Origin of the sequence: Rhodococcus sp. NPDC059969, assembly GCF_042738325.1 — a bacterium.
GTDB lineage: Bacteria > Actinomycetota > Actinomycetes > Mycobacteriales > Mycobacteriaceae > Rhodococcus_F.
In genome coordinates, this window is record NZ_JBHWUF010000018.1 from 1 (window position 1) to 21,743 (window position 21,743).

The following is a 21,743-nucleotide window of genomic DNA, read 5'->3' on the forward strand; positions in this document are numbered from 1 at the left end:
GCTGGGTCATTTTTCCCACACCACCTTGCTCATATCCCCGCGGGCCCCCCCGGGCCGGGCCGGCCGGGTGGGGGGGGGCTTCCCCTCGCCCTATGGGCGGCCCCGGTGGGTTTTTCCCCCGCCGGGCCCCCGCTCCAAGCCGCCTGACACTGTGAGGGCGGTGACCACGGTGACCACCATGTCGCCATCGCTGAAACCAGGAGCCAGCACATGATCGCCGCACCAACCACAGGCGCTTTGGCCGTCGTCTTGAACACCGTCCTTCAGATGTTCAACGCGGGCAGCAGCTTCCTCTACACCGACAACTCTCCGATCGGCGGCGGCGGCGAAACTCCCACGACGCCTGCTCCCTGATCGACTTACCCGCTCGCACCACAACGTCGCGGCGCAGACAGGAATCACCGTGATAAACCCGCACACCCAGGGCAGCCTGGTTATCGACTTCGGCTCGCTCTCCAGGGCACTCGGCTTCGGCAACGGCTCGATCGTGTCGCTCGGCAGCACCGGAAGTGCCTGAAAAAGCCGTCCTGACTACGTCGACGATCCCGTCGCCGCTCACATTCTCACCACATTTCGAAACAGAAAGCAGGTCTCCCTGTGCCTACAATCCCGCTCACCGGCGACCCCATCGTCATCAATATCATCGTCCAGCTACTGAGCGCGGGCAGCAGCAACGCGCTCGCTTTGGGCGGGGTCGGCAGCAGCGGGCTCGGTAGCACCGGGCTCGGCAGCTTCGACTCGGCGAGTCTCGGGAGCGCTGCATAGCATCTCCCACTGATGAGTGGCTGATTCACCGCCATTGATCGGTATGCAGTCCATGAAACCGACGTTGCCCTCCGCCACAAAGGACGGAGGGCAACGTCGTCGGTCACGCCGAACGGATACGGCGCAATCGGATCAACGCCAGTCTTCAGGCGGATCGGTGTCGTCGTGTTCGATAGTCACGGATTCCGAACGATCGTCAGCCGCAGCTTTTTTCGCCGCTTCTCGCATCTCGATACCGTCGGACACCCAGTCACCGATCTCGCGCGTCACGTCTCGAACTGCCCCGGCGATGATCATCGCGATGGAGCCGACGTGGTTGGCTGCACTTTCCGTCAACTCCTGGACGGTGTCCTTGCGGCGTTCGAATTTCCCGACCATCAAAGTGTGCCTCTCAGGCTGCTGTTCGCTGGCGCTCGACGATAACACCGGGAGGGGTCTTCGACTTGACCAGACCGGGCGGCAGAGCGAGCTTGAAGATCTTGCCCCACACCGAACCGATCTGCTTGAAGAACCCACCGGTGTTGTACGGCAAACCGTACTTCACACACAATTCTTTCACCTCGGGAGCCAGTTCCGGATAACGATGCGCAGGCAAGTCCGGGAACAGGTGATGCTCGATCTGGTGCGAGAGGTTGCCGGACATGATGTGGAAGAGCGGGCTTCCCTCGATGTTGGCACTGCCGAGCATCTGCCGGACATACCACTGACCGCGAGTCTCGTCAGCCGTCTCGTCCTCGGTGAAGCTCTGGACGCCGGTGGGGAAATGGCCACAGAAGATGATCGAGTAGGTCCACACGTTTCGCACCAGGTTGGCGGTGACGTTGCCCGCCAGAGTGGTCACGAACAGCGGCCCCGTGAGAACCGGGAAGATGACGTAGTCCTTGAGGACCTGCTTGCCTGCCTTGTTCCACCAACCCTTGAGTAACGGCTTGACGTCGTGCCACTTGCGTTTACCTTGGATGACGTTCTCGATCTCGAGGTCGTGCATCATCACGCCCCACTCGAAGAGCACCATCAAGGCAAAAGCCCAGACCGGATTACCGAGGTAATAGGGGTTCCACTTCTGCGCGTCGTCGATACGCAGGATTCCGTATCCGATGTCGCGGTCTTTGCCGAGAATATTGGTGTACGTGTGGTGCATGTAGTTGTGCGAGTGGCGCCACTGGTCGGCCGGGCACACCGTATCCCATTCGAAGACTTCGGAATTGAGCCCGGGTTCACGCATCCAGTCGTATTGCCCGTGCATGACGTTGTGGCCGATCTCCATGTTGTCGAGAATCTTCGACACACTCAGTGCACCGACGGCCGCGAGCCATACCGGGGGGAGGAAGCCGAGGTACATCAAGCCGCGACCCGCGACCTCGAAACCACGCTGCGCCTTGATGATTTTGTAGATGTACTCCCGATCCTCAGCACCGAGTGAGGCGACGGTGCGATCACGCAGTGCGTCCAACTCGCGGCCGATCTCCTCGACCTGCTCGTACGTCAGAACAACAGGAGCGTCGTTCTTCGCATCGGAACCGTTGCCGAGGAAAGGGAGGGTGGGAAGTGAAAGTCCAAACATGTCGGTCTCCAGACAGTCGTGAGGAAAATGGGACTTCAGATGTCGACGGTGACGTCGCCGACGGGAGCGCTGACGCAGAGCTGGATCTTCTTGTCCGGCTCGTCGTCGGTCTCACCGGTGCGCACGTTGCGGGTACGACCCGCCTTCTTGACGAAGGTGCAGGAGAAGCAGATTCCCATCCGGCATCCGTATTCGGGATTGAGGCCCGCAGCTTCTGCTTGTTCGAGCAGTGTTTCGCCGGAGTTCTCGGCCGCCACTCCACTTTTGGTGAATGACACCTCGCCGCCGGCCTCACCTGGCTCGGCCACCGCGGGTGCGAACTCCTCGGTATGGAGTAAGTGTTCGACGTCGACCTCACGGAACACCTCGCGCACTCCCCGCATCAGTCCGGGAGGCCCACAGAGATAAGCCTGGGCGTCGACCGTTTCCGGATCAGCGATCCACGGGGCCACCGCGTCGAGGTGCCCGCGGTCGAAGAAACCTTCGAGATCACCTCCACCGCTTTCGGTGTACACGAGTACCAGTTTCACGTTCGAGTTCTGCTCGGCGATGGTTTTCAGGGCGCGCGTGTATGCCACGTCGGCATCGGTGTTCGCGTAGTGCACGAACACGATCTCGCCCGAATGCTCCTCGTCCACGAGCGTCCGCAGCATCGACATCACCGGGGTGATTCCACTGCCACCACTGATCAGCAACACCCGACGCGGGCGGTCGACCGGGAGGGAAAACACCCCGTCTGCCTGCGAAAGACTGACTACAAGTCCCGGCGCAGCGTTGGCGTACAGATACTGCGACACCAATCCACCCGGATGAGCCTTCACGGTCAGCTCGATCAGCCCGTTGCGCGTAGACGCGCCCCCGGCCGGCGAGTAGCACCGAGTGTGACGAATACCGTCGATCACCACGCCCAACTGCACGAACTGGCCCGCCTGAAATCCACGCCACTGGCGAGTCGGACGCAGCGTCAGCGTGACGGAGTCTGCGGTCGGATAGTCGACGGAAACAACCTGTGCGCGAATGTCACGAACGGTCGCCATCGGGTTGATCAGCTCGAGGTAGCGATCGATCTGATGTGGGGCGGCCATGGCTTCGATCAGTCCCACCAAGGACAGTCCGCGCCGAGATGCGGGCTTCGGTGTCGTGTTCTCAGGAGCAGATGCGATTGTCATGACCCTCCTCGTGTTTCGATTGCCGGGTAAATCGTTTGCCGGGCTGGCTTCCCCCGACTGCGTGAATTCAGTGTACAAATGTTCACCGAAGATAGTGTGACAGGTGCACACAAGTACATGTCAACAAGAATGTGACCCGAGTTACACGAGTTGCCGAAAGGAGCCGGGATGCCTGTACCTACACTCGACGTCGTGACGAAGGCCGGACCGGTGAACCCAGAGAACAGGGAACCCGACAACAGGGAACCGGAAAGCCGTGCCGCCAAAAAGGAGCGCACGCGCCAATCCCTCTTGGACACGGCAATGGACCTCTCGGCCGACCGAGGCTTCGCCGGAATCAGCTTGCGAGAGGTCGCCAGGGAAGCCGGGATCGTTCCGACTGCGTTCTATCGCCACTTCGCTTCACTGGAAGATCTCGGCGTTGTCCTCGTCGAGGAAAGCATGCGCATGTTGCGTCAGATGCTGCGCGACGCCAGGCGCAACCCCAGTACGAAGGACGCCACTACGTCACTGGGTATCCTTGTGCGACAGGTGCATACACACGAACGACAGTTTCGGTTCCTCTGCCGTGAACATTACAGCGGCGTCAGCGAGGTGCGACGCGCGATAGCCACCGAAATGCGGTTGTTCGTCAGCGAATTGACCCTCGATCTGTCCAGAATTCCCGGACTCGAAAGCTGGTCGTCGGACGATCTGGAAATGGCCGCCGATCTGATCGTCTCGACGATGTTCGGTGCCGTCGTCGAACTCCTGGACGCCGGGACTGCCGGATATCGCGACGAAGCCGCCGTCATCACACGAGCAGAGAAGCAGCTGCGGATCATCATGCTCGGAATGGCCACCTGGAATCCACCTCGAAACTGACCTCGGGTTCACCTTTTCGACGTACGGTGAGAGCCATGTCTTCCACGAGTACATTCGAAATCCCCGTTGGCGACCTCACCTTCGACGTACTGATCTCGGGCCCGGACGACGGTATTCCGCTGGTAGCGCTGCACGGATTCCCGGAGAGCGCCGCATCCTGGGGCAAGGTCACGCCGCAACTGACCGCTGCGGGATACCGCGTGATCGCACCGAATCAGCGCGGATACTCCGCGGGCGCACGCCCGGAAGGTGTCGATGCCTACCGCATTGAGCACCTGGTAGCCGACGTCGTCGGATTGCTCGACGCACTCGGTCTGCCAGACGCACACCTTGTCGGCCACGACTGGGGTTCGGCGGTCGCCTGGCAGGTCGCCGGTCGCCATCCGAACCGGATCCGCAGCCTGACCGCGATCTCGGTCCCCCACCCCACAGCTTTCGGCTGGGCACTACGCGAGGACGAGGACCAGAAGCAACGCTCGTCGTACATCGGACTTCTCCGGCAGGAAGGAAAAGCCGAGGAAGTGTTGTCGGAGGACAACTTCCGCCGGCTGCGCGCCATGTTCGACGGCCAGATCGATCCTGAATTCGCCGACGAGCACATTCGTGTCCTGAGCGGGGCGGGCGCGCTGACCGGCGCCTTGAACTGGTACCGCGCGATGACGCGCGACTTCGGCGACATCGATCGCACCACGGTGCCGACCACGTACGTCTGGAGCACCGGCGACTCGGCGCTCGGCCGGGCAGGCGCAGAACGCTGCGGTGAATTCGTCGACGCGCCCTACGAGTTCGTCGTCCTCGAAGGCGGGAGTCACTGGGTCCCGGAAGAGCGAGCCGAAGAGTTGGCCGAGGCCATCCTCGCACGTGCGGGATCCTGACCGAAGCGAAGAATTCGGCTCTATGTATGTTGTCATACATAGAGCCGAATTGATTCCACCACCAGGAGTTCTGCGATGACCGAGACCGCTGCAACACCCCATCCTTTTGACGCTGCTGTCGGCTTGACGTCGCTCACCGCCGGTTTGTCGACCGGCGAAACCAATGCGGCGTACAACAACATGGTCGGACCTTTCGGCGGCGTCACTGCTGCCACGTTGCTCGAATCGGTATTGAAGCACCCCGAGCGACTGGGCGATCCGCTGTCGTTGACCGTCAACTTTGCCGGTCCGATCACCGAGGGCGCTTTCGAGATCTCCGCCCGCCCGGTGCGCACCAACCGCTCGACGCAGCACTGGTCGATCGAACTGTCTCAGGACGGCACCGTCGCCACGACCGCCACGGCAGTGTTCGGCACGAGGCGTGAGACGTGGTCGTCGACCGAGATCACGATGCCGGAGGTTCCGTCGGCCGAAGACGTTGCACTGCTGCCGTTCCCCGAGTTCATCGCCTGGGCACAGAACTACGAGATGCGGTTTGTCGAAGGTGCGATCCCCGACCTGGAGTCGGGCGAGCACCCCGACTCGACTACGACGCTCTGGGTGCGCGATCAGCCGGCACGCGCTCTCGACTACACGTCGTTGACCGCACTGTGCGATGTCTTCTTCCCACGAGTTTTCCTGCGCCGAGGCAAGATGGCACCGGCCGGAACGGTCTCGATGACCATCTACTTCCACGCCGACACTCAGGCGCTGACCGAACAGGCGGACAATTCAGTCCTGGGCACCGCGCGGACTCAGCGGTTCGGCAACGGGTACTTCGATCAGTCGGCCGAAATATGGGGCAGTGACGGCGCATTGCTCGCTACGACACACCAGTTGGTCTACTTCAAGGACTGACAATCACCGCACTGTCCCCTTCCGGCGCCTTGACCATCGACAGGGCGGCGAGGCCGACACCGAGCACTACCAGCAGTCCGATGATGCCGGCGCGGTCGGCGCCGAAGAGCCATGCGAACAGGCCGAACAGTGTCGGCGCGAGGAACGACACTGCTCGGCCTGTTGTCGCATACAGGCCGAACATCTGACCTTCACGCCCGGGCGGGGTGATGCGCGCCAAGAACGTTCGTGCCGACGACTGAGCAGGTCCGACGAACAGGCAGAGCGCGAGTCCGAAGATCCAGAACATCACCGGCCCTGACACCGCGATCAATATCGCGCCGACCACGATCATCGACGCGAGCGAGACGGTGATGACCTGCTTGGGTCCGATCCGATCGTCGAAGCGTCCGGCCACCAGGGCGCCGATCGCGGAAATCACGTTGGCGGCAACACCGAAGAGCAGGACGTCTGCTGCGCTGATTCCGTAGACGTTGACGGCCAGCACGGCTCCGAAGGTGAACACACCCGCGAGTCCGTCGCGGAAGAGTGCGCTCGCGATCAGGTACCAGATCGTGCGCCTGTCGACGTTCCAGAGTTCACGCAGATCACGCCACAACACCCGATAGGAGTCGAGGAATCCGGCCTTCGATGCTCCCGGATCGACCGCGGGGCTGGGTAACTCGGGAACCTTGAAGAATACCGGGATCGCAAAAATCGCGAACCATACTGCGGCCAGCAGTGCCACCATCCGGATGTTCATGCCGCCGTCGGTGGTCAATCCCAGGAATCCCCGAGTGTCGCCGTCGCCGACGATGAACCCGAAGTAACACAGCAACAGCAGCACGATTCCGCCGAAATATCCCATGGCCCAGCCGAAGCCGGAGACTCTACCCAGATTCTCCGGCGTCGACACCTGCCGCATCATGGCGTTGTACGGCACGCCGGCAAGCTCGAAGATCACCGAACCGATTGCGAGCAGTACCAATCCGAGCCATAGGTAGCGGTAGTTGTCTTCGACGAAGTAGAGGCCCGCCATCGAGAGCACGGTGATGCCGGTAAGTATCGCAAGCGAGAGTTTGCGTTTACCCGACGCATCGAAACGCTGTCCGGTGATCGGAGCGAGTATGGCGATGAAGAAGCCGGCAATTCCGAGAGCCCAACTGAGCCATGTCGTTGCCGAAATCGTGCCGGGCAGGTCGTCGCCGACCGCGTCGGTGAGATAGACCGAGAAGACGAACGTGAGGATCACGGCGTTGAATGCGGCCGATCCCCAATCCCACAGCCCCCACGCGAACACTTGACTCTTCGTGGCCGCACCACCGATGCCTGCGGGTGGCTCGGCCTGCGTGCTTGTGGACTCGGCGCTCATACGGCGAAGCCTAACTGTGCGCAGGCGACTCGGCGCCTCTCTCCGAGGTCGACATACAGGGCGTTCTATGCACTCGAGTTAGTATGCACTTAGTTGCATACGCACCTGAGTGCATAGATACTTTTGACATGGCACTCGAACATGCGTTGCTCGTCTCCCTTTCCGAACAGGATGCGTCGGGATACGACCTCACACGCCGGTTCGACAAGTCGATCGGTTTCTTCCACAGCGCGACGCACCAGCAGATCTACCGAGTCCTCAAGCGAATGGACGAGGCCGGCTGGGTGGAGGTGGAGGCCATTGCGCAGGACGGCCGCCCGGACAAGAAGATGTACCGCGTCAGCGACGCCGGCCGCGCCGAACTGACCCGATGGATCGCCGAGCCGTCCGAACCGAACCACTTGCGCAACGAGTTGGCCATCAAGATCAGGGCCGCAGCGCACGCCGATCTTCCCGCTCTACGACGCGAAGTCGCTCGCCACCGCGACGGCCACGCCGCCCGCCTCGACGTCTACCGACTCATCGAGAAGCGTGACTTCCCCAATCCAGCAGCACTTTCCGGCTCTTCGTTGCACCAGTACCTCGTACTTCGCGGTGGTATCCGCGTCGAAGAAGGTTTCACCGACTGGTGCCAAGAAGTTCTGGACGCGTTACCCACTGGCGTGTACGCCAACGAAGACACTGGCGAGAACGCCACGGAAGGAATTTCCCAGCCATGACGGATACACAGTTCCCCCGCCTGCTCGAACCGCTCGACCTCGGATTCACGACGCTGAAGAACCGCGTCGTCATGGGATCAATCCACACCGGCCTCGAGGATCGCGCGAAGGACACCGACCGCTTGGCCGAGTACTTCGCCGAACGCGCACGTGGCGGTGTGGGTCTGATCATCACCGGCGGGTACGCACCGAACCGCACCGGTTGGCTGTTGCCGTTCGGCGCCAAGCTGACCAACCGCGTCGAAGCGCGCCGTCACCGCCGGATCACCAAGGCGGTTCACGACGCGGGCGGGAAGATCGCTATGCAGATCCTGCACGCGGGCCGATACAGCTATCAGCCGTTCAGTGTGTCCGCGTCGTCGATCAAGGCGCCCATCAACCCGTTCCGTCCGCGCAAGCTGACCGGCCGCGGGGTGCGTTGGCAGATTCGCAACTACATTCGCTGCGCGCGCCTGGCCAAGTCCGCGGGTTACGACGGCGTCGAAATCATGGGCGGTGAGGGCTACTTCATCAACCAGTTCCTCTGCGAGCGCACGAACAAGCGCACCGACCAGTGGGGCGGTAGTTCCGAGAACCGTCGACGCCTTGCTGTCGAGATCGTGCGACGCACACGCAAGGCTGTCGGCCCGAACTTCATCATCGTGTTCCGGTTGTCCATGGCAGACTTGGTCGAGGGTGGTCAGACCTGGGATGAAATCGTCTCACTGGCAAAGGAAGTCGAAGCTGCCGGCGCCACGATCATCAACACCGACATCGGGTGGCACGAGTCACGGGTGCCCACCATCGTCACCTCGGTTCCCCGAGCAGCCTTCGTGGACATCACCGGCAAGCTCGAGAAGCACGTCGACATTCCGGTAGCGGCCTCGAACCGGATCAACATGCCTGAGACTGCGGAAGAGATCCTCAACCGCGGTGACGCACAATTGATTTCCATGGCCCGGCCGATGCTCGCCGATCCCGACTGGGTAAACAAGGCCGAGCGCGGAGCCTCCGACGAGATCAACACGTGCATCGCCTGCAACCAGGCGTGCCTCGACCACGCATTTGTGCACAAGCAGGTCTCCTGCCTGCTCAACCCGCGCGCGGGCCGCGAGACCACACTGATCCTCTCCCCCACTCGGCGGACCAAGAACCTCGCCGTCGTCGGCGCCGGCCCCGCCGGACTTTCCGCGGCACTCAATCTTGCTCAGCGTGGTCATTCGGTCACGTTGTTCGAGGCTTCGGACAAGATCGGCGGACAGTTCGGGATCGCACAACTCATTCCCGGCAAAGAAGAGTTCGCCGAAACCATTCGCTACTACACGCGCATGCTGGACGTCGCCGGAGTGACCGTCAAGCTCGAAACCCGCGTCGCACCAGCAGATCTCATCGGCTCTTTCGACGAAGTGGTGGTTGCCACCGGAGTGACACCGCGCGTTCCCAAGATCCCCGGCATCGACAACCCGAAGGTGCTGACTTACGCCGAGGTCGTCCGAGAGGGCAAGCCGGTCGGTAAGTCCGTCGCCGTCATCGGTGCCGGCGGCATCGGCGTCGACGTCAGTGAATTCCTCACCCATCCGACCTCCCCCACCCTTCATCTGAAGGAGTGGAAGCAGGAATGGGGCGTCACCGAACCCGAGATGGCGCCGGGCGCGCTCACCACACCGGTACCGGAACTCTCCGAACGTGAGGTCTACCTCCTCCAGCGCAAGCCCGGACGCATCGGTGCCGGACTCGCGAAGACCACGGGCTGGGTCCACCGGGCAGCCCTCAAGAACAAGGGCGTGCACGAACTCTCGGGCGTCAACTACGAGCGCATCGACGACGCCGGTCTGCACATCACGTTCGGTGAGAAGCACGAGAAGCCCCGGCTCCTCGAGGTCGACACCATCGTCATCTGCGCCGGGCAGGAATCGGTTCGCGACCTCGTGGACGAACTGACCGTCGCGGGTGTGGTGACCCACATCATCGGTGGCGCCGATGTGGCAGGAGAACTCGATGCCAAGCGTGCCATCGAACAGGGCACACGACTGGCCGCGAAGATCTGACCGGCTACGCTGACTGATCGTGAGCCTGCCGACACCCACAACCACAGCCCGCGCCGTCGTGACCGGCGCCTCCTCCGGCATTGGAGAGGCACTGGCCGCTGATCTGGCATCACGCGGACACTCCCTGATCCTCGTCGCCCGTCGCGGCGAGGTCATGGAGGTCCTCGCCGAGAAGCTTCGCGCCGCACACGGCGTCGAGGTGGAAGTCCGTGCATCGGACCTCTCCGACAGCGCGGCGCGTGCCGTTCTCGTCGAGGAACTCGGTGGCCGCGACATCAGCATTCTGTGCAACAACGCCGGGATCGCCACCTTCGGCCCGATCGCCGAACTGGACCCCGCGTACGAGCGTGACCAGGTCGAGCTCAACGCCGTCGCGGTTCACGACCTCACCCTGGCCGTACTGCCCGGCATGCTCGCCCGCAAGTCCGGAGCGATCCTGATGGTCGGTTCCGCGGCCGGCAACATGCCGATCCCCAACAACGCGACGTACGCCGCCACGAAGGCGTTCGTGAACACGTTCGCGGAATCGTTGCGTGGTGAACTCAAGGGCACCGGGGTGAACGTGACCCTCCTCGCCCCGGGCCCTGTCCGGACCGAAACTCCGGACCCGGCCGAAGCGTCCATCGTCGACAAGCTCGTTCCGGACTTCTTCTGGATCTCGAGCGAGTACACCGCCAAGGTCTCGCTCGACGGCCTGGCCGAGAACAAGATGCGCGTCGTACCGGGCATCTTGAGCAAGGCGATGTCCGTCGCCGGCGGCTACAGCCCCCGCGCCGTCGTGGCGCCCATCGTGGGCACGTTCTACAAGAAGCTCGGCGGCTGATTCACGCAAACTTCTTAGACCACGCCATAGCAGACCATATAGTCGGTTAATGGCGATGCGACGAACACTGGCGGTAGGGGCAATCCTTCTTGTGACCGGAGGGTTGCCCTTACTGCTGCCTGCGACGGCGAACGCGTGCTCGTGCGCGTCATCGGCCTCACCGGAAGAAGCAGTGAGCGTCTCCAGCACTGTCTTCCTGGGGACTCCGACGGAGAAAACCTCGGACGGGTTCGAGGACACCTATCTGTTCGACGTCAGCCGCGTCTACAAAGGCGATCTTGCGTCGGTGACGTCGGTGGGGACACTCGCGAACGGGAACGGTTGCGGCACAAGCTACGTACTCGGAACCGAGCAACTGATGTTCGTTTCGGCGCCGTACGACGTCGACGCCGAACACGAGGGATACAGCTGCGGACCGGCCACCGAAACCGGGTTCGACATCCACGCGACGGTCGAGTCCGTGTACGGCCCCGGTTACGCCCCACGCGCCGGCGGAGTTCAGTCCGTTGGCGTATCCGTCGACAGATCGGCGGTGATCGGCGGAACCGTGGCAGTGGCATTACTCGCGGTGCTCGGCTGGTTCGGATGGAAGCGGCGAGGGAAACAGTGAGTCGAGGCCGTCAGAGCCGCGTCAACCTCGTTCGACGGCGCGTCAAGTAAGCGTCAAGACTCCTCCCACCGGCGATCGTCGGGAGTAGATCTGAAAGTAGCCCGCAACACGGCGGGACACCTTCAGGAGATCGACGTGACGCTACTCGAAATCTTCCCCTCCCTACGCGGCGCAATGACGCCTCGTATGGATCCTGCGTTGTGGCCCATCAGCACTCGCCACGATCAAAGCGGGCGTGTCTGCATCGGCGACGTCTCCCTCGAAGAGATCGCGGACCAGTACGGCACACCGACGTACGTTGTCGACGAGGCGGACGTGCGGCACCGCTGCCGCACGTATCGAGAGATCTTCCCCGACTCGGAGATCGTGTACGCCGGCAAGGCGCTGATGATCCGTGCGATGGCTAGCTGGGTCTCCGACGAGGGCCTCGGGGTAGACGTCTGTTCGGCCGGCGAACTTGCCATTGCTCTTGCCGCGGGCGTGGACCCGAAGCGAATCATCCTGCACAGCAACGCCAAATCGGTTGCCGAACTGAGAGCAGCGGTCAACGCCGGTGTCGGCCGGATCGTCCTCGACTCCCCCAGCGAAGCGGTACGCTTGGCGTCGGTGTGCACCCGCCCTCAGAAGGTGCTGATCAGAGTCACACCCGGCGTCGACATACACGGACACAAGGCAGTGTCCACCGGCATCTTGGACCAAAAGTTCGGTTTACCAGCATTTTCCGAAGAACTGGAACGTACCGTGTCCGTCGTCGCCACCGCGACGCACCTGCAACTCATCGGCCTGCATTGCCATCTCGGCTCCCAGATCACCGATCCCGAACACTTCCGACCCGCGATCGAGACGATGATCGCGCAGATGGACGACATTCGACGCACACACCGAATCATCCTCACCGAACTCGATCTCGGTGGCGGCCACGGGATCGCGTACCTACCGGGAGATGCCCAACTAGATCTGACCCGCCTCGCTCACGTCATCGACGATACCCTCGACGACGCCTGCACCCGAAACCGCTTCCCTCGCCCCGAAATCGTGCTCGAGCCTGGCCGGGCGATCGCTGCGCGCGCCGGAGTCACGCTCTATCGCGTACAGAACATCAAGTCGATCAGCGGCGGACGGACCTTCGTTTCCGTCGACGGCGGGATGAGCGACAATCCGCGGGTGTCGTTGTACAACAGCCGTTACGACGTCGAACTGGTGAACCGACATTCGAGCGCACCGCTCCAGGAGGTCACGGTCGCCGGGCGGCACTGCGAATCGGGCGACGAAATCGCCGTTGGCGCCAGGCTTCCCGCCGACCTACACGAAGGCGACCTGCTGGCAGTGCCGTGTACAGGTGCCTACCACCACAGCATGGCGTCCACCTACAACAGCGTCGGCCGGCCGCCCGTCGTCGCTGTGCTCGGCGGTATTGCGCGGCCGTTGATCAGGCGCGAATCGATCAACGACCTGCTGGCCCGCGAGGTCGGTATCTGACCTCGCGGGCGTCGAACCCTCAGCGCTTGCGGCGGCTACCGGTCCCGAAAATGTTTCTCGAAATCTCCCGTCCCGCAGCCGAAGCCGCGGAGCGCAGGAAACTCTTGACGGCCGAGTTGCCCAAGATCTGCTCGGCGATATTGGGGCCCTCCGGTTCGGCCGGCGGCGGTGGTGGCAGGTCCGGTAGCGACGGCAGATCCAGGGACTGATCCGCCGTCGGAGCACCGGCCACCTTCGCCGTCAACTTCTCGTACGCCGACTCGCGGTCGATCGTCTGGCCGTACTTCTGATTGAGGGGACTCGACGACGCAGCCGCCTTGATCGCGTCGTTGCCGATGGTGTCCATCAGCGACCTCGGAGGACGAATCTTGGTCCAGGCCACCGGCGTCGGCGCACCCTTCTCCGAGAGCACGGTCACGATGGCTTCACCGATGCCGAGTGAAGTCAGCGCCTTCTCCAAGTCGTAGTGCTCGGTCTTCGGGTAGGTGCGGACAGTCTTGTTGAGTGCCTTCTGGTCGTCGGGCGTGAACGCACGAAGAGCGTGCTGGACGCGCGCACCCAACTGCGACAGAACCGAATTGGGAATATCGGTCGGAAGCTGCGTGCAGAAGAACACGCCGACGCCCTTCGAGCGAATCAGCTTGACCGTCTGTTCGACCTGCTGCAGGAAGGCCTTCGACGCGTCCGCGAACAGAAGGTGCGCCTCGTCGAAGATGAACACCAGCTTCGGCTTGTCCAGATCTCCCTCTTCCGGCAGCGTCTGGAACAGATCCGCGAGCACCCACATCAGGAAGGTGGAGAACATCGCCGGGCGAGCCGCCTGGGCACCGAGTTCGAACAGCGTGATCACACCGGCACCGCCGACGACCCGCAGCAGATCCTCGGTTTCGAGTTCCGGTTCGCCGAAGAAGGTGTCACCGCCATCGGCTTCGAGGTTGACCAACGCGCGCAGAATCACTCCTGCCGTAGCCGAGGAAACTCCGCCGATACCCTTCAGATCCGCCTTGCCCTCAGCGCTCGTCAGGTGGGCGATGACCGAACGCAGATCCTTGAGGTCCAGCAGTGCGAGGCCCTGAGTGTCGGCCCAGTGGAAGATCAGTCCGAGAGTCGATTCCTGTGTCTCGTTGAGGCCCAACACTTTACTGAGTAGGATCGGCCCGAAGCTGGTGATCGTCGCGCGCACCGGGATACCGATTCCGTCAGTACCCAACGACAAGAACTCGACCGGCATCCCTGCGGGAGTCCACGAATCGTCGCCCGTCTCGACTGCGCGAGCCTTCATCTTTTCGCTTGGTTCCCCCGCCTTCGACAGCCCCGAGAGGTCGCCCTTGACGTCGGCCATCACGACCGGCACACCCGCGGCGGACAGCTGCTCGGCAATGCCCTGCAGCGTCTTGGTCTTGCCGGTACCCGTCGCACCGGCAATCAGGCCGTGACGGTTGATCGTCGCCAACGGAATCCGCACCCGCGCGGAGGGATCTGCCACTCCGTCGATCACCACCGAGCCGAGCTCGAGTGCCCGCCCCTCGGATGAGTAGCCCGCCGCGATTTCAGCTGAAGCACCCGACGGCGTCGCGGCAGCGGGGGTGTCGGGGGTGGCTCCTGCGGATGCTTCGGCCTCAGCGGCAGCGGCTTCCTTCTCCGCTTCCTCAGCAGCGGCGGCAGCTTCAGCGGCAATCCGAGCGGCTTCGGCAGCGGCGGCCTTTGCAGCTTTCGCCTTCTCCGCCGGCGTCAGCGGCGCGGCTCCGTCCTTCGGATCCACGGTCATCGAAAGCCCTCCTCGTTGCAATGCGGCGAAGTTCTTGTCATCACCCGAGCGCAGTCCTGCACGCACCCGAGTTTCCACCGCAGACCTTATCCCGCGCCCACGCGCACTACTGTGTTCCTGGTGCAGGACAAATTGGTATGGATCGATTGTGAAATGACCGGGCTGCGACTCGAGTCCGACAAACTCATCGAGATTGCGGCTCTGGTGACCGACAGCGACTTGAACATCTTGGGCGAAGGTGTGGACATCGTCATCCACGCCGACGACGACGCGTTGGCTGCCATGCCCGACGTCGTGAAGAAGATGCATGCAAAGTCGGGACTGACCGAAGAGGTCCGAAAGTCGACGGTCACCCTCGCCGAGGCGGAGAAAGAAGTGCTCGCGTACATCCGCAAACACGTTCCCGTCGCCGGTACGGCGCCCTTGGCAGGTAATTCCATCGCCACCGACCGCGGGTTCATCTCACGCGACATGACGGCGCTGGACACCTACCTGCACTACCGGATGATCGACGTCAGCTCCATCAAGGAACTCTCCCGCCGCTGGTACCCGCGAATCTACTTCGGTCAGCCCGAAAAAGGTCTCGCCCACCGAGCGCTCGCCGACATCAAGGAATCCATCCGCGAACTCAAGTACTACCGCGGCACTGCATTTGTCGCGGCGCCCGGACCGTCAAGCGCGGAGATCGCAGCCGTCGTAGAGGGCTTGGGTCCCGCCTGACCTGCCGATTGGCATCCTGACCGACTTTCGCGCTAGTATCTCTTTCGTCAAAGCAGCCGGGTCAAACCGGTGGCCGAGGCAATGGTGGGCGTAGTTCAGTTGGTAGAGCACCAGGTTGTGATCCTGGCTGTCGCGGGTTCGAGTCCCGTCGCTCACCCAAGCGGAACCCCCGAGAATGTCGAAAGACATCTTCGGGGGTTCTTTTGGTTTGTGCCCCCCACCCCATCCCATCCCTAAACTCCCCCTCCACAGCCGGGTGAACGTATCGCTCCCCTTTTCTGACAGGGGCAGCGATACGTTCACCCGAAGTGGGTGGGGTGGCGACCGCGACAAATCGCGCGCACCCGAGCAACCCGTGCCCGGGCAGAGCGAACGTACCTCTGGTCGCCTCAGATGGACCGAGAGGCACTTTCGCTCGCGAAAGGTGGTGCAGATGCAGAATGCCCCCAACCGGACGGTCGGGGGCATTCTGACGTTCAGTGCTTCAGCGGCGCGCTCAGACGTCCGCGTTGCCGGTCTTCCAGACACTCCACGGGATGTTCCAGTCGCCGAGGCCGTCGGTGCCGGAGAGCGTGCCGCCGACGGTGTTCTTGACGACGACGATGTCCCCGCGCTTGGTGTTGTCGTAGACCCACTTGGCGTTGGACGGGCTCAGGTTGAGGCAGCCATGGCTGGTGTTGGAGTAGCCCTGCTGCCCGACCGACCACGGTGCCGAGTGGAAGAAGATGCCGCTGTAGGACATTCGGGTCGCCCAGTCGACTGGGGTCTTGTAGCCCTGAGCGGAGGTGACCGGGACGCCGTACGTGGACGAGTCCATGATCATGTTCGCGAAGCGGTCACCGATGATGTAGACGCCGTTGTCGGTGGGAGTGCTGTCCTTGCCCATCGAGGTGGGCATGGTCATGACAGTTTCACCGTTGACCTGGAAAGTGACCTGCTTGGTGTTGTCGTCTGCCGTGGCGATAACCGCATCACCGATGGTGAAGGAACTCTTCGCGTCTTCCTGCCCGAAGACTCCCTTTCCGAGATTGCGCCCGTACACGTTGACGCTCACGTCGACCTTGGTGCCCGGTGCCCAGTAGTTCTCCGGACGCCAGCGGACCTCACGATTGTTGACCCAGTAGAACGCACCTTCGACGGCCGGAGTCGTGGTGACGGTGATCGCCGCCTCGGCAGCCTTGCGATCGGGGATGTTCTCGTCGAACTGCACCGCGATCGGTTGACCGATGCCGACCACGTCGCCCTCGTTCGGCAAGACGTACGGCTTGGTGACGTTGCCGGGCGCGCTGGTGGTGAAGGACGTGACCGTCGTACTGGCGCCGCCCAATCCGTACGCGCGGGCTTCGATCTTGTACTTGCGGTTGTATCCCAGCGGCTCGGTGGTCGTCCACGACGCACCGTCAGCGGTGATAGCGCCGGCAACTGCCTTGCCGTCCTGATTGACCATCGTCACGTCGGACAGGGCGCCGTCGGCGACGTTGATCTTGACCGGGTCACCCGGCGAGAAGCCGACAGCCCCGTCGGCGGCGGTCGAGGTGAGTTTCGGCTTGATGAGTTCGGTGAGCGGATTGGAATCGATCGGCGCCGACCCCTCGGTGCTGACGTCCTTGCCACCCGACGTGCACGCGGTCATCAGAACGAGCGCACCGAGTGACACCGCGATCATCGCCGCGCCCTTCGACGCTCGATCGTTCCCCCCGCGCACGGACAGACCCCACCTTTGACGACTCATCGTTCGACTCCGCTTCACAATTTCTCCGACTAACTTCCGCGTCACATGCGAATCCCACTTACCGGAAGGCAAGTGGGACTTGCGGTATGACTGCGCTGCACCAATGATGCCAGGCGCGCTCGTTACCAACGGTCATGAAGGGCCACGCCGTCAGTAACGTTCAAGTATCAATCGCTCCGAACCGTCCGTTTTGTTACCGCTTGTCGCGGGTTTCCTCCGATCGGACTACGGCAGTGAAGCCTCCACCTGGCGATTTGCTCCCGAACCGGCGATTCGGCTAATGTTCTGTCTCGCAAGAGCGAGCGCCTATAGCTCAGTTGGTAGAGCAAGTGACTCTTAATCACTGGGTCCGGGGTTCGAGTCCCTGTGGGCGCACTTGCAAAGGTCCCCACCTTCTTCGGAAGGTGGGGATTTTTCTTTGTGTCGTGGTGAACAGGTTGTGGTGAATAGACTTCACAGTTACCGGAACCACGGCCTGGAGGATTGATGACCGAGCGCGAGACCACACCGGGCAGCGAGCTGGCATTTGCCGGGGTGGCGGGTCAGGCCGCTCTGATCCGGTCCGGCGAATTGTCCGCCCGCGAGCTCACCGAGAACACACTTCGCCGTATCGAACGCCTCGATTCGACGCTCAATGCTTTCGTGCGAGTTCTCGCAGACGAAGCGCTCGACGAGGCGGCACGGCTCGATCAGCGCCAGGCCGACGGCCACAGCCTGGGCCCACTGCACGGAGTCCCGATCGCGATCAAAGACGAGAACGACGTCGCCGGAACGCCGACGACGTACGGCGGTGCGGCGGCAACCCGCATCGCCTCCGCTGACTCGGAGATCGTCCGGCGGTTGCGCGAGGCCGGCGCGGTGATCGTCGGCAAGACGACGATGCCCGAGTTCGGCATCTGGCCCTTCACGGAGACTGCTGCAAACGGCTACACCAGAAACCCTTGGGACACTGGCGTATCCACCGGCGGATCGAGCGGAGGATCTGCGTCGGCCGTCGCCTCGGGAATGGTCGCGGCGGCGATAGGCGGCGACGGCGGCGGTTCCATTCGGTTGCCTTCGGCTTTCTGCGGCCTGTTCGGACTGAAAGCGCAGCGTGGCCGGGTGAGCACCGCGCCGAACCGAAACCTCTGGCGCGGACTCGGCACGCTCGGCCCTCTCACTCGTTCCGTGGAGGACAGCGCACTCGTGTACGACGCGATCACCGGCACCACCGGGACCGACGACTACACAGCCGAAACGCTCGGCACCAGCTTTGCCGAGTCGGCCGCGTCGGCTCCCGGGCCGCTTCGCATCGCGGTGTCCACCCGGAGTCCGGTCCGGGGAGTCCGCCCGTCACCGGAGGTTATTGCCGCGGTGCACTCGATCGCAGAGACGTTGAGCGCGTTGGGACATCACGTCGAAGAACACGACCCCGAGTACCCGGATGCAACTGCGGCATTTCTCCCCCAGGTGCTCGGCGGCGTCCGCGACGAGGCACTGCGCGTCGATCATCCGGCGCTCCTCGAGAAGCGCACGCGCGCACTCGCAACCATCGGCCGGATTGCCGCCCCCGAGCGCGTCGGGAAATTCGCGTACCGCAAAGGTGAGCGAATTGCAGCGACGGTCAACCAGGTCTTCGACACCTTCGACCTGGTCCTGATGCCGACGACGCCCGCCTTGCCGCGCCCGATCGGACAGCTCGAAGGAACCGGCCTTCTGTCCGCAGTCCGTAAGGCGTTGCCGATCGCCGCCTACTGTTCGATCTGGAATGTCTGCGGTAATCCGGCAGCCGCCGTACCCGCCGGCTTCTCCGAACGCGGACTCCCCCTGAGCGTCCAACTGGTTGCGCGCAGCGGTGGCGAACCGACGATTCTCGCCGTCGCACAGCAGTTGGAAAGCACCGTCCGCTGGCCGGATTCGCGCCCGCCACACTCGTGAATTGCAGAGGCTATGTAACCATCGTCACCACGATGAACACGCGTTTTGCAAACTCCTGAGCCTGTCGGCTAATGTTCTGTCTCGCAAGAGCGAGCGCCTATAGCTCAGTTGGTAGAGCAAGTGACTCTTAATCACTGGGTCCGGGGTTCGAGTCCCTGTGGGCGCACTTGCAAGAAGGCCCCCACCTCACGAGGTGGGGGCCTTCTTCATGTACTGCCTACGAAAACTCGGGTCAGCGAATGATCTTCCGGACCACGAGTAGTCCCACCACCGAACCGACTGCGATCAGCGCGTACTTCACTGCCGGCTCGTTGAGCTTGGCGAGCACCGTCTTCTTGGTGTTCTCGACCAGCCGCTTCGGGTTGGTGCGGACCGTCAGTTCGTCGAGTGTGCTCGCGAGCTGGTTACGCGCCTTCTCGATCTCGCGCTCGATGCTCTCGGTGTCCCTGGGCACGTGTCCTCCAACTTGTCTGTGTTCTGCTGCTCTGTGTGCGGGTCTGCTGTGCGGACGCAGCGCGCCGACACTTCGCTCTACCGTAGAGGAGCAGAATGCCCTCGCGCCCACCTGCCGCGCAATTTCTCGACTAACCTCGATTCCCGTGACCGAGAACAGTAGATTGTCCGCCGGCGACGTCGCGCCGGATTTCACGCTCCCCGACGCCGACGGCAACGAGGTTTCGCTCCACGATTACCGCGGCCGCAAGGTCATCGTGTACTTCTACCCCGCGGCCAGCACCCCGGGGTGCACCAAGCAGGCCTGCGACTTCCGTGACAGCCTCGCCGAACTGAACGGCGCCGGCCTCGAAGTCATCGGAATCTCACCGGACAAGCCCGCCAAACTCGCGAAGTTCCGCGATACCGAAGAGCTGACCTTCCCGCTTCTCTCCGATCCCGAGAAGGCGACGCTCGAAGCCTGGGGCGCGTTCGGTGAGAAGAAGATGTACGGCAAGACGGTCCAGGGCGTCATCCGCTCGACGTTCCTCGTCGACGAGGAAGGCAAGATCGAGGTGGCCCAGTACAACGTCCGAGCCACCGGCCACGTCGCCAAGCTACGACGCGATCTGTCGGTCTAACTCCCGTACCTGGTCAAGAACAGCGCTTCCGCGAAAGCGAGTTTCTCGATCTCCGACGGGTCGACGCTTTCGTCAGGTGCATGAATGCGGCACTGCGGTTCCTCGACGCCGATCAACGCGATCTCCGCGTCGGGGAACTGCTCGGCCAGTGCACTGCACAGCGGTATCGATCCCCCTTGTCCGGCAAATCCCACTTCGCGGCCGTAGGCATCGGTGAGCGCGGACTTCAGCTGCGCGAAACCTGACCCCTCCGTCGAGGACGAGAACGGCGATCCCGTCGATTCCGGTACGACCTCGATGTGGACGCCCCACGGCGCCGCTGCCAGGAGGTGGTCGGTCAACAACTCCTGTGCCTGCGCCGGATCCGTGCCGGGCGGGACGCGAAGATTCAGGCGTGCGGACGCGCGTGGCGTGATCGCCGCCGCCGAGCCCACGACCGGCGGGCAGTCGATACCCAGAATGGTCAATGCCGGACGAGCCCACACCTGCTCGGCGACCGAACCGGAACCCGTCAGCTGCACACCGTCGAGTACTCCCGCATCGGAGCGGAACTGATCGTCGTCGTAGCCGACCCCGGCCCATTCTTGGTCGTTGGTCAAGCCTTCGACGGTGGTGTTTCCGGCACTGTCGTGCAACGTCGACAGAATCTGCACCAGCGCGGTGATCGCATCGGGCGCCGGCCCACCGAAGACACCGGAGTGAATCTCACCCTCGAGCGTCGACACGTGGACCACCACGTTGGCGATCCCGCGTAGTGACGTCGTGATCGTCGGCTCCCCAACTTCAGTGTTGCCGGTATCGGCGATCAGGATCATGTCTGCCGCGAAGAGTTCCGGCCGCTCGCGCACCAGATCCTCGAGACCGCCGGTCCCCATCTCCTCCGAACCTTCGGCGACGATCGTCAGATGCGCGCTCGGATCCACACCGGCAGCGGAAAGCGCTCGCAGCGCCGTCAAATGCATGACGACGTTGCCCTTGCAGTCGGAAGCACCGCGTCCGTACCACCGTCCGTCGCGCTCCGTGAGCGTGAAAGGCGGCGAGCCCCAGAGCTCTTCGTTTCCGGGCGGCTGAACGTCGTAGTGGCAGTACAGCAGAACGGTCGGGGCACCGGCCGGGCCTGGTCTACGCCCGACGACCGCGGCCGAACCGTCGGAGGTCTCGATCGCCTCGATATCGGCGAAACCCTGATCACGGAATGCCTCCAGCACCCAATGTGCCGCGGCTGCGCATTCTTCCGGCGGGTACTGCCGTGCATCGGCGACGGACTTCATCGCCACAAGTGCACTCAGATCTTCACGGGCGCGCGCCATGAGTTCGCGTACCGCGGTTCGCAGTTCTTCCGTCATCGTCTCCCTCTCCTCGGCATCGAATCTCGGTGTGCCCGAAGAAT

21 protein-coding genes and 3 tRNA genes are annotated in these 21,743 nt (G+C 63.0%); 16 read left to right on the top strand and 8 right to left on the bottom strand.

Features of this window, described 5'->3' with window-relative positions; all coding sequences use genetic code 11:
• Window positions 1-210: 210 nt before the first annotated feature.
• Entirely contained in the window at window positions 211-354 is a 144-nt protein-coding gene (locus ACFWAD_RS29030; RefSeq protein WP_003945326.1) for a hypothetical protein, read from the top strand.
• A 243-nt stretch (window positions 355-597) separates the two neighbouring features.
• A complete protein-coding gene (locus ACFWAD_RS29035) occupies window positions 598-765 on the top strand; it encodes a hypothetical protein (RefSeq protein WP_003945367.1) in 168 nt (55 codons plus the stop codon).
• Window positions 766-897: 132 nt separating this feature from the next.
• On the opposite strand, the gene ACFWAD_RS29040 is transcribed toward ACFWAD_RS29035, so the two are convergent.
• From ACFWAD_RS29040 to ACFWAD_RS29050, 3 genes are read right to left on the bottom strand one after another with little or no spacing between them, the layout of a single operon-like run.
• Entirely contained in the window at window positions 898-1,143 is a 246-nt protein-coding gene (locus ACFWAD_RS29040; RefSeq protein WP_283304040.1) for a hypothetical protein, read from the bottom strand.
• Between the two features lie 13 nt (window positions 1,144-1,156).
• Window positions 1,157-2,329, bottom strand: coding sequence for a fatty acid desaturase family protein (locus tag ACFWAD_RS29045; protein WP_378449692.1), 1,173 nt, complete (start codon window positions 2,327-2,329; stop codon window positions 1,157-1,159).
• A 35-nt stretch (window positions 2,330-2,364) separates the two neighbouring features.
• Window positions 2,365-3,498: a ferredoxin reductase gene (locus ACFWAD_RS29050; protein ID WP_378550156.1), complete on the bottom strand. Its 1,134-nt coding sequence runs from the start codon at window positions 3,496-3,498 to the stop codon at window positions 2,365-2,367.
• A gap of 168 nt (window positions 3,499-3,666) precedes the next feature.
• On the opposite strand from ACFWAD_RS29050, the gene ACFWAD_RS29055 reads away from it, so the two are divergent.
• The 3 genes from ACFWAD_RS29055 to ACFWAD_RS29065 all read left to right on the top strand — a co-directional run bounded on the left by ACFWAD_RS29055 (window position 3,667) and on the right by ACFWAD_RS29065 (window position 6,134).
• Window positions 3,667-4,362 (top strand): TetR family transcriptional regulator, encoded by a 696-nt coding sequence (locus ACFWAD_RS29055; RefSeq protein WP_378550159.1) that lies wholly within the window; start codon window positions 3,667-3,669, stop codon window positions 4,360-4,362.
• 35 nt (window positions 4,363-4,397) lie between these two features.
• Window positions 4,398-5,237 carry an alpha/beta fold hydrolase gene (locus tag ACFWAD_RS29060; protein WP_378449689.1) on the top strand — a complete coding sequence of 280 codons (840 nt, stop codon included), beginning with the start codon at window positions 4,398-4,400 and terminating at the stop codon, window positions 5,235-5,237.
• Between the two features lie 75 nt (window positions 5,238-5,312).
• Window positions 5,313-6,134 (top strand): acyl-CoA thioesterase, encoded by an 822-nt coding sequence (locus tag ACFWAD_RS29065; protein WP_378550162.1) that lies wholly within the window; start codon window positions 5,313-5,315, stop codon window positions 6,132-6,134.
• On the opposite strand, the gene ACFWAD_RS29070 is transcribed toward ACFWAD_RS29065, so the two are convergent.
• Window positions 6,124-7,485: an MFS transporter gene (locus ACFWAD_RS29070; protein ID WP_378449687.1), complete on the bottom strand. Its 1,362-nt coding sequence runs from the start codon at window positions 7,483-7,485 to the stop codon at window positions 6,124-6,126. The two genes, ACFWAD_RS29065 and ACFWAD_RS29070, sit on opposite strands and share 11 nt — an antisense overlap.
• A 128-nt stretch (window positions 7,486-7,613) precedes the next feature.
• Here ACFWAD_RS29070 and ACFWAD_RS29075 point away from each other — a divergent pair, with 128 nt between their 5' ends.
• The 5 genes from ACFWAD_RS29075 (at window position 7,614) to lysA (ending at window position 13,143) form a co-directional block, all read left to right on the top strand.
• Window positions 7,614-8,204 (top strand): PadR family transcriptional regulator, encoded by a 591-nt coding sequence (locus ACFWAD_RS29075; protein ID WP_378550165.1) that lies wholly within the window; start codon window positions 7,614-7,616, stop codon window positions 8,202-8,204.
• Window positions 8,201-10,231, top strand: a complete 2,031-nt coding sequence (locus ACFWAD_RS29080; protein ID WP_378550167.1) for an FAD-dependent oxidoreductase — start codon at window positions 8,201-8,203, stop codon at window positions 10,229-10,231. The genes ACFWAD_RS29075 and ACFWAD_RS29080 overlap by 4 nt, the downstream gene beginning before the upstream one ends.
• Before the next feature lie 19 nt (window positions 10,232-10,250).
• Complete coding sequence (gene cmrA, locus ACFWAD_RS29085; RefSeq protein WP_019749133.1) at window positions 10,251-11,054, top strand: mycolate reductase; 804 nt, start codon at window positions 10,251-10,253, stop codon at window positions 11,052-11,054.
• 49 nt (window positions 11,055-11,103) lie between these two features.
• Window positions 11,104-11,664 (top strand): hypothetical protein, encoded by a 561-nt coding sequence (locus ACFWAD_RS29090; RefSeq protein WP_378550170.1) that lies wholly within the window; start codon window positions 11,104-11,106, stop codon window positions 11,662-11,664.
• 135 nt (window positions 11,665-11,799) lie between these two features.
• Complete coding sequence (lysA, locus tag ACFWAD_RS29095) at window positions 11,800-13,143, top strand: diaminopimelate decarboxylase (protein WP_378550173.1); 1,344 nt, start codon at window positions 11,800-11,802, stop codon at window positions 13,141-13,143.
• Between the two features lie 19 nt (window positions 13,144-13,162).
• Here the strand turns inward: lysA and ACFWAD_RS29100 are convergent, their stop codons facing one another.
• On the bottom strand, window positions 13,163-14,911 hold the full coding sequence (locus tag ACFWAD_RS29100; protein WP_378550176.1) for a helicase HerA-like domain-containing protein: 1,749 nt from the start codon (window positions 14,909-14,911) through the stop codon (window positions 13,163-13,165).
• A 120-nt stretch (window positions 14,912-15,031) separates the two neighbouring features.
• Here ACFWAD_RS29100 and orn point away from each other — a divergent pair, with 120 nt between their 5' ends.
• Both orn and ACFWAD_RS29110 read left to right on the top strand, forming a co-directional pair.
• Window positions 15,032-15,631, top strand: a complete 600-nt coding sequence (gene orn / locus ACFWAD_RS29105) for an oligoribonuclease (RefSeq protein WP_024487359.1) — start codon at window positions 15,032-15,034, stop codon at window positions 15,629-15,631.
• Between the two features lie 84 nt (window positions 15,632-15,715).
• Window positions 15,716-15,788, top strand: a tRNA-His gene (locus ACFWAD_RS29110).
• 339 nt (window positions 15,789-16,127) lie between these two features.
• On the opposite strand, the gene ACFWAD_RS29115 is transcribed toward ACFWAD_RS29110, so the two are convergent.
• Window positions 16,128-17,297, bottom strand: coding sequence for an Ig-like domain-containing protein (locus ACFWAD_RS29115; RefSeq protein ID WP_378550240.1), 1,170 nt, complete (start codon window positions 17,295-17,297; stop codon window positions 16,128-16,130).
• A 368-nt stretch (window positions 17,298-17,665) separates the two neighbouring features.
• Here ACFWAD_RS29115 and ACFWAD_RS29120 point away from each other — a divergent pair.
• The 3 genes from ACFWAD_RS29120 to ACFWAD_RS29130 all read left to right on the top strand — a co-directional run bounded on the left by ACFWAD_RS29120 (window position 17,666) and on the right by ACFWAD_RS29130 (window position 19,446).
• Window positions 17,666-17,738: transfer RNA gene (locus tag ACFWAD_RS29120), tRNA-Lys, on the top strand.
• Window positions 17,739-17,849: 111 nt separating this feature from the next.
• On the top strand, window positions 17,850-19,280 hold the full coding sequence (locus tag ACFWAD_RS29125; protein ID WP_378550179.1) for an amidase: 1,431 nt from the start codon (window positions 17,850-17,852) through the stop codon (window positions 19,278-19,280).
• A gap of 93 nt (window positions 19,281-19,373) precedes the next feature.
• Window positions 19,374-19,446: transfer RNA gene (locus ACFWAD_RS29130), tRNA-Lys, on the top strand.
• Window positions 19,447-19,512: 66 nt separating this feature from the next.
• On the opposite strand, the gene ACFWAD_RS29135 is transcribed toward ACFWAD_RS29130, so the two are convergent.
• On the bottom strand, window positions 19,513-19,734 hold the full coding sequence (locus tag ACFWAD_RS29135; RefSeq protein WP_003945299.1) for a DUF3618 domain-containing protein: 222 nt from the start codon (window positions 19,732-19,734) through the stop codon (window positions 19,513-19,515).
• A gap of 145 nt (window positions 19,735-19,879) precedes the next feature.
• Between ACFWAD_RS29135 and bcp the strand changes: the two genes are divergently transcribed.
• Window positions 19,880-20,353, top strand: coding sequence for a thioredoxin-dependent thiol peroxidase (gene bcp, locus ACFWAD_RS29140; RefSeq protein ID WP_007733290.1), 474 nt, complete (start codon window positions 19,880-19,882; stop codon window positions 20,351-20,353).
• Here the strand turns inward: bcp and ACFWAD_RS29145 are convergent.
• The gene (locus tag ACFWAD_RS29145; protein WP_378550182.1) at window positions 20,350-21,699 is read right to left on the bottom strand and encodes a dipeptidase; all 1,350 of its coding nucleotides are present in this window, start codon (window positions 21,697-21,699) and stop codon (window positions 20,350-20,352) included. The two genes, bcp and ACFWAD_RS29145, sit on opposite strands and share 4 nt — an antisense overlap.
• Between the last annotated feature and the right edge of the window lie 44 nt (window positions 21,700-21,743).

Bases quoted from the DNA above. Each gene is read 5' to 3' on its own strand.
- ACFWAD_RS29040 (WP_283304040.1), bottom strand. From the start codon at position 1,143: ATGGTCGGGAAATTCGAACGCCGCAAGGACACCGTCCAGGAGTTGACG.
- ACFWAD_RS29060 (WP_378449689.1), top strand. From the start codon at position 4,398: ATGTCTTCCACGAGTACATTCGAAATCCCCGTTGGCGACCTCACCTTC.
- ACFWAD_RS29125 (WP_378550179.1), top strand. From the start codon at position 17,850: ATGACCGAGCGCGAGACCACACCGGGCAGCGAGCTGGCATTTGCCGGG.
- ACFWAD_RS29045 (WP_378449692.1), bottom strand. From the start codon at position 2,329: ATGTTTGGACTTTCACTTCCCACCCTCCCTTTCCTCGGCAACGGTTCC.
- ACFWAD_RS29075 (WP_378550165.1), top strand. From the start codon at position 7,614: ATGGCACTCGAACATGCGTTGCTCGTCTCCCTTTCCGAACAGGATGCG.
- ACFWAD_RS29055 (WP_378550159.1), top strand. From the start codon at position 3,667: ATGCCTGTACCTACACTCGACGTCGTGACGAAGGCCGGACCGGTGAAC.
- ACFWAD_RS29050 (WP_378550156.1), bottom strand. From the start codon at position 3,498: ATGACAATCGCATCTGCTCCTGAGAACACGACACCGAAGCCCGCATCT.
- ACFWAD_RS29065 (WP_378550162.1), top strand. From the start codon at position 5,313: ATGACCGAGACCGCTGCAACACCCCATCCTTTTGACGCTGCTGTCGGC.
- ACFWAD_RS29090 (WP_378550170.1), top strand. From the start codon at position 11,104: ATGGCGATGCGACGAACACTGGCGGTAGGGGCAATCCTTCTTGTGACC.
- ACFWAD_RS29145 (WP_378550182.1), bottom strand. From the start codon at position 21,699: ATGACGGAAGAACTGCGAACCGCGGTACGCGAACTCATGGCGCGCGCC.
- ACFWAD_RS29115 (WP_378550240.1), bottom strand. From the start codon at position 17,297: ATGATCGCGGTGTCACTCGGTGCGCTCGTTCTGATGACCGCGTGCACG.
- ACFWAD_RS29030 (WP_003945326.1), top strand. From the start codon at position 211: ATGATCGCCGCACCAACCACAGGCGCTTTGGCCGTCGTCTTGAACACC.
- ACFWAD_RS29080 (WP_378550167.1), top strand. From the start codon at position 8,201: ATGACGGATACACAGTTCCCCCGCCTGCTCGAACCGCTCGACCTCGGA.
- ACFWAD_RS29100 (WP_378550176.1), bottom strand. From the start codon at position 14,911: ATGACCGTGGATCCGAAGGACGGAGCCGCGCCGCTGACGCCGGCGGAG.
- ACFWAD_RS29070 (WP_378449687.1), bottom strand. From the start codon at position 7,485: ATGAGCGCCGAGTCCACAAGCACGCAGGCCGAGCCACCCGCAGGCATC.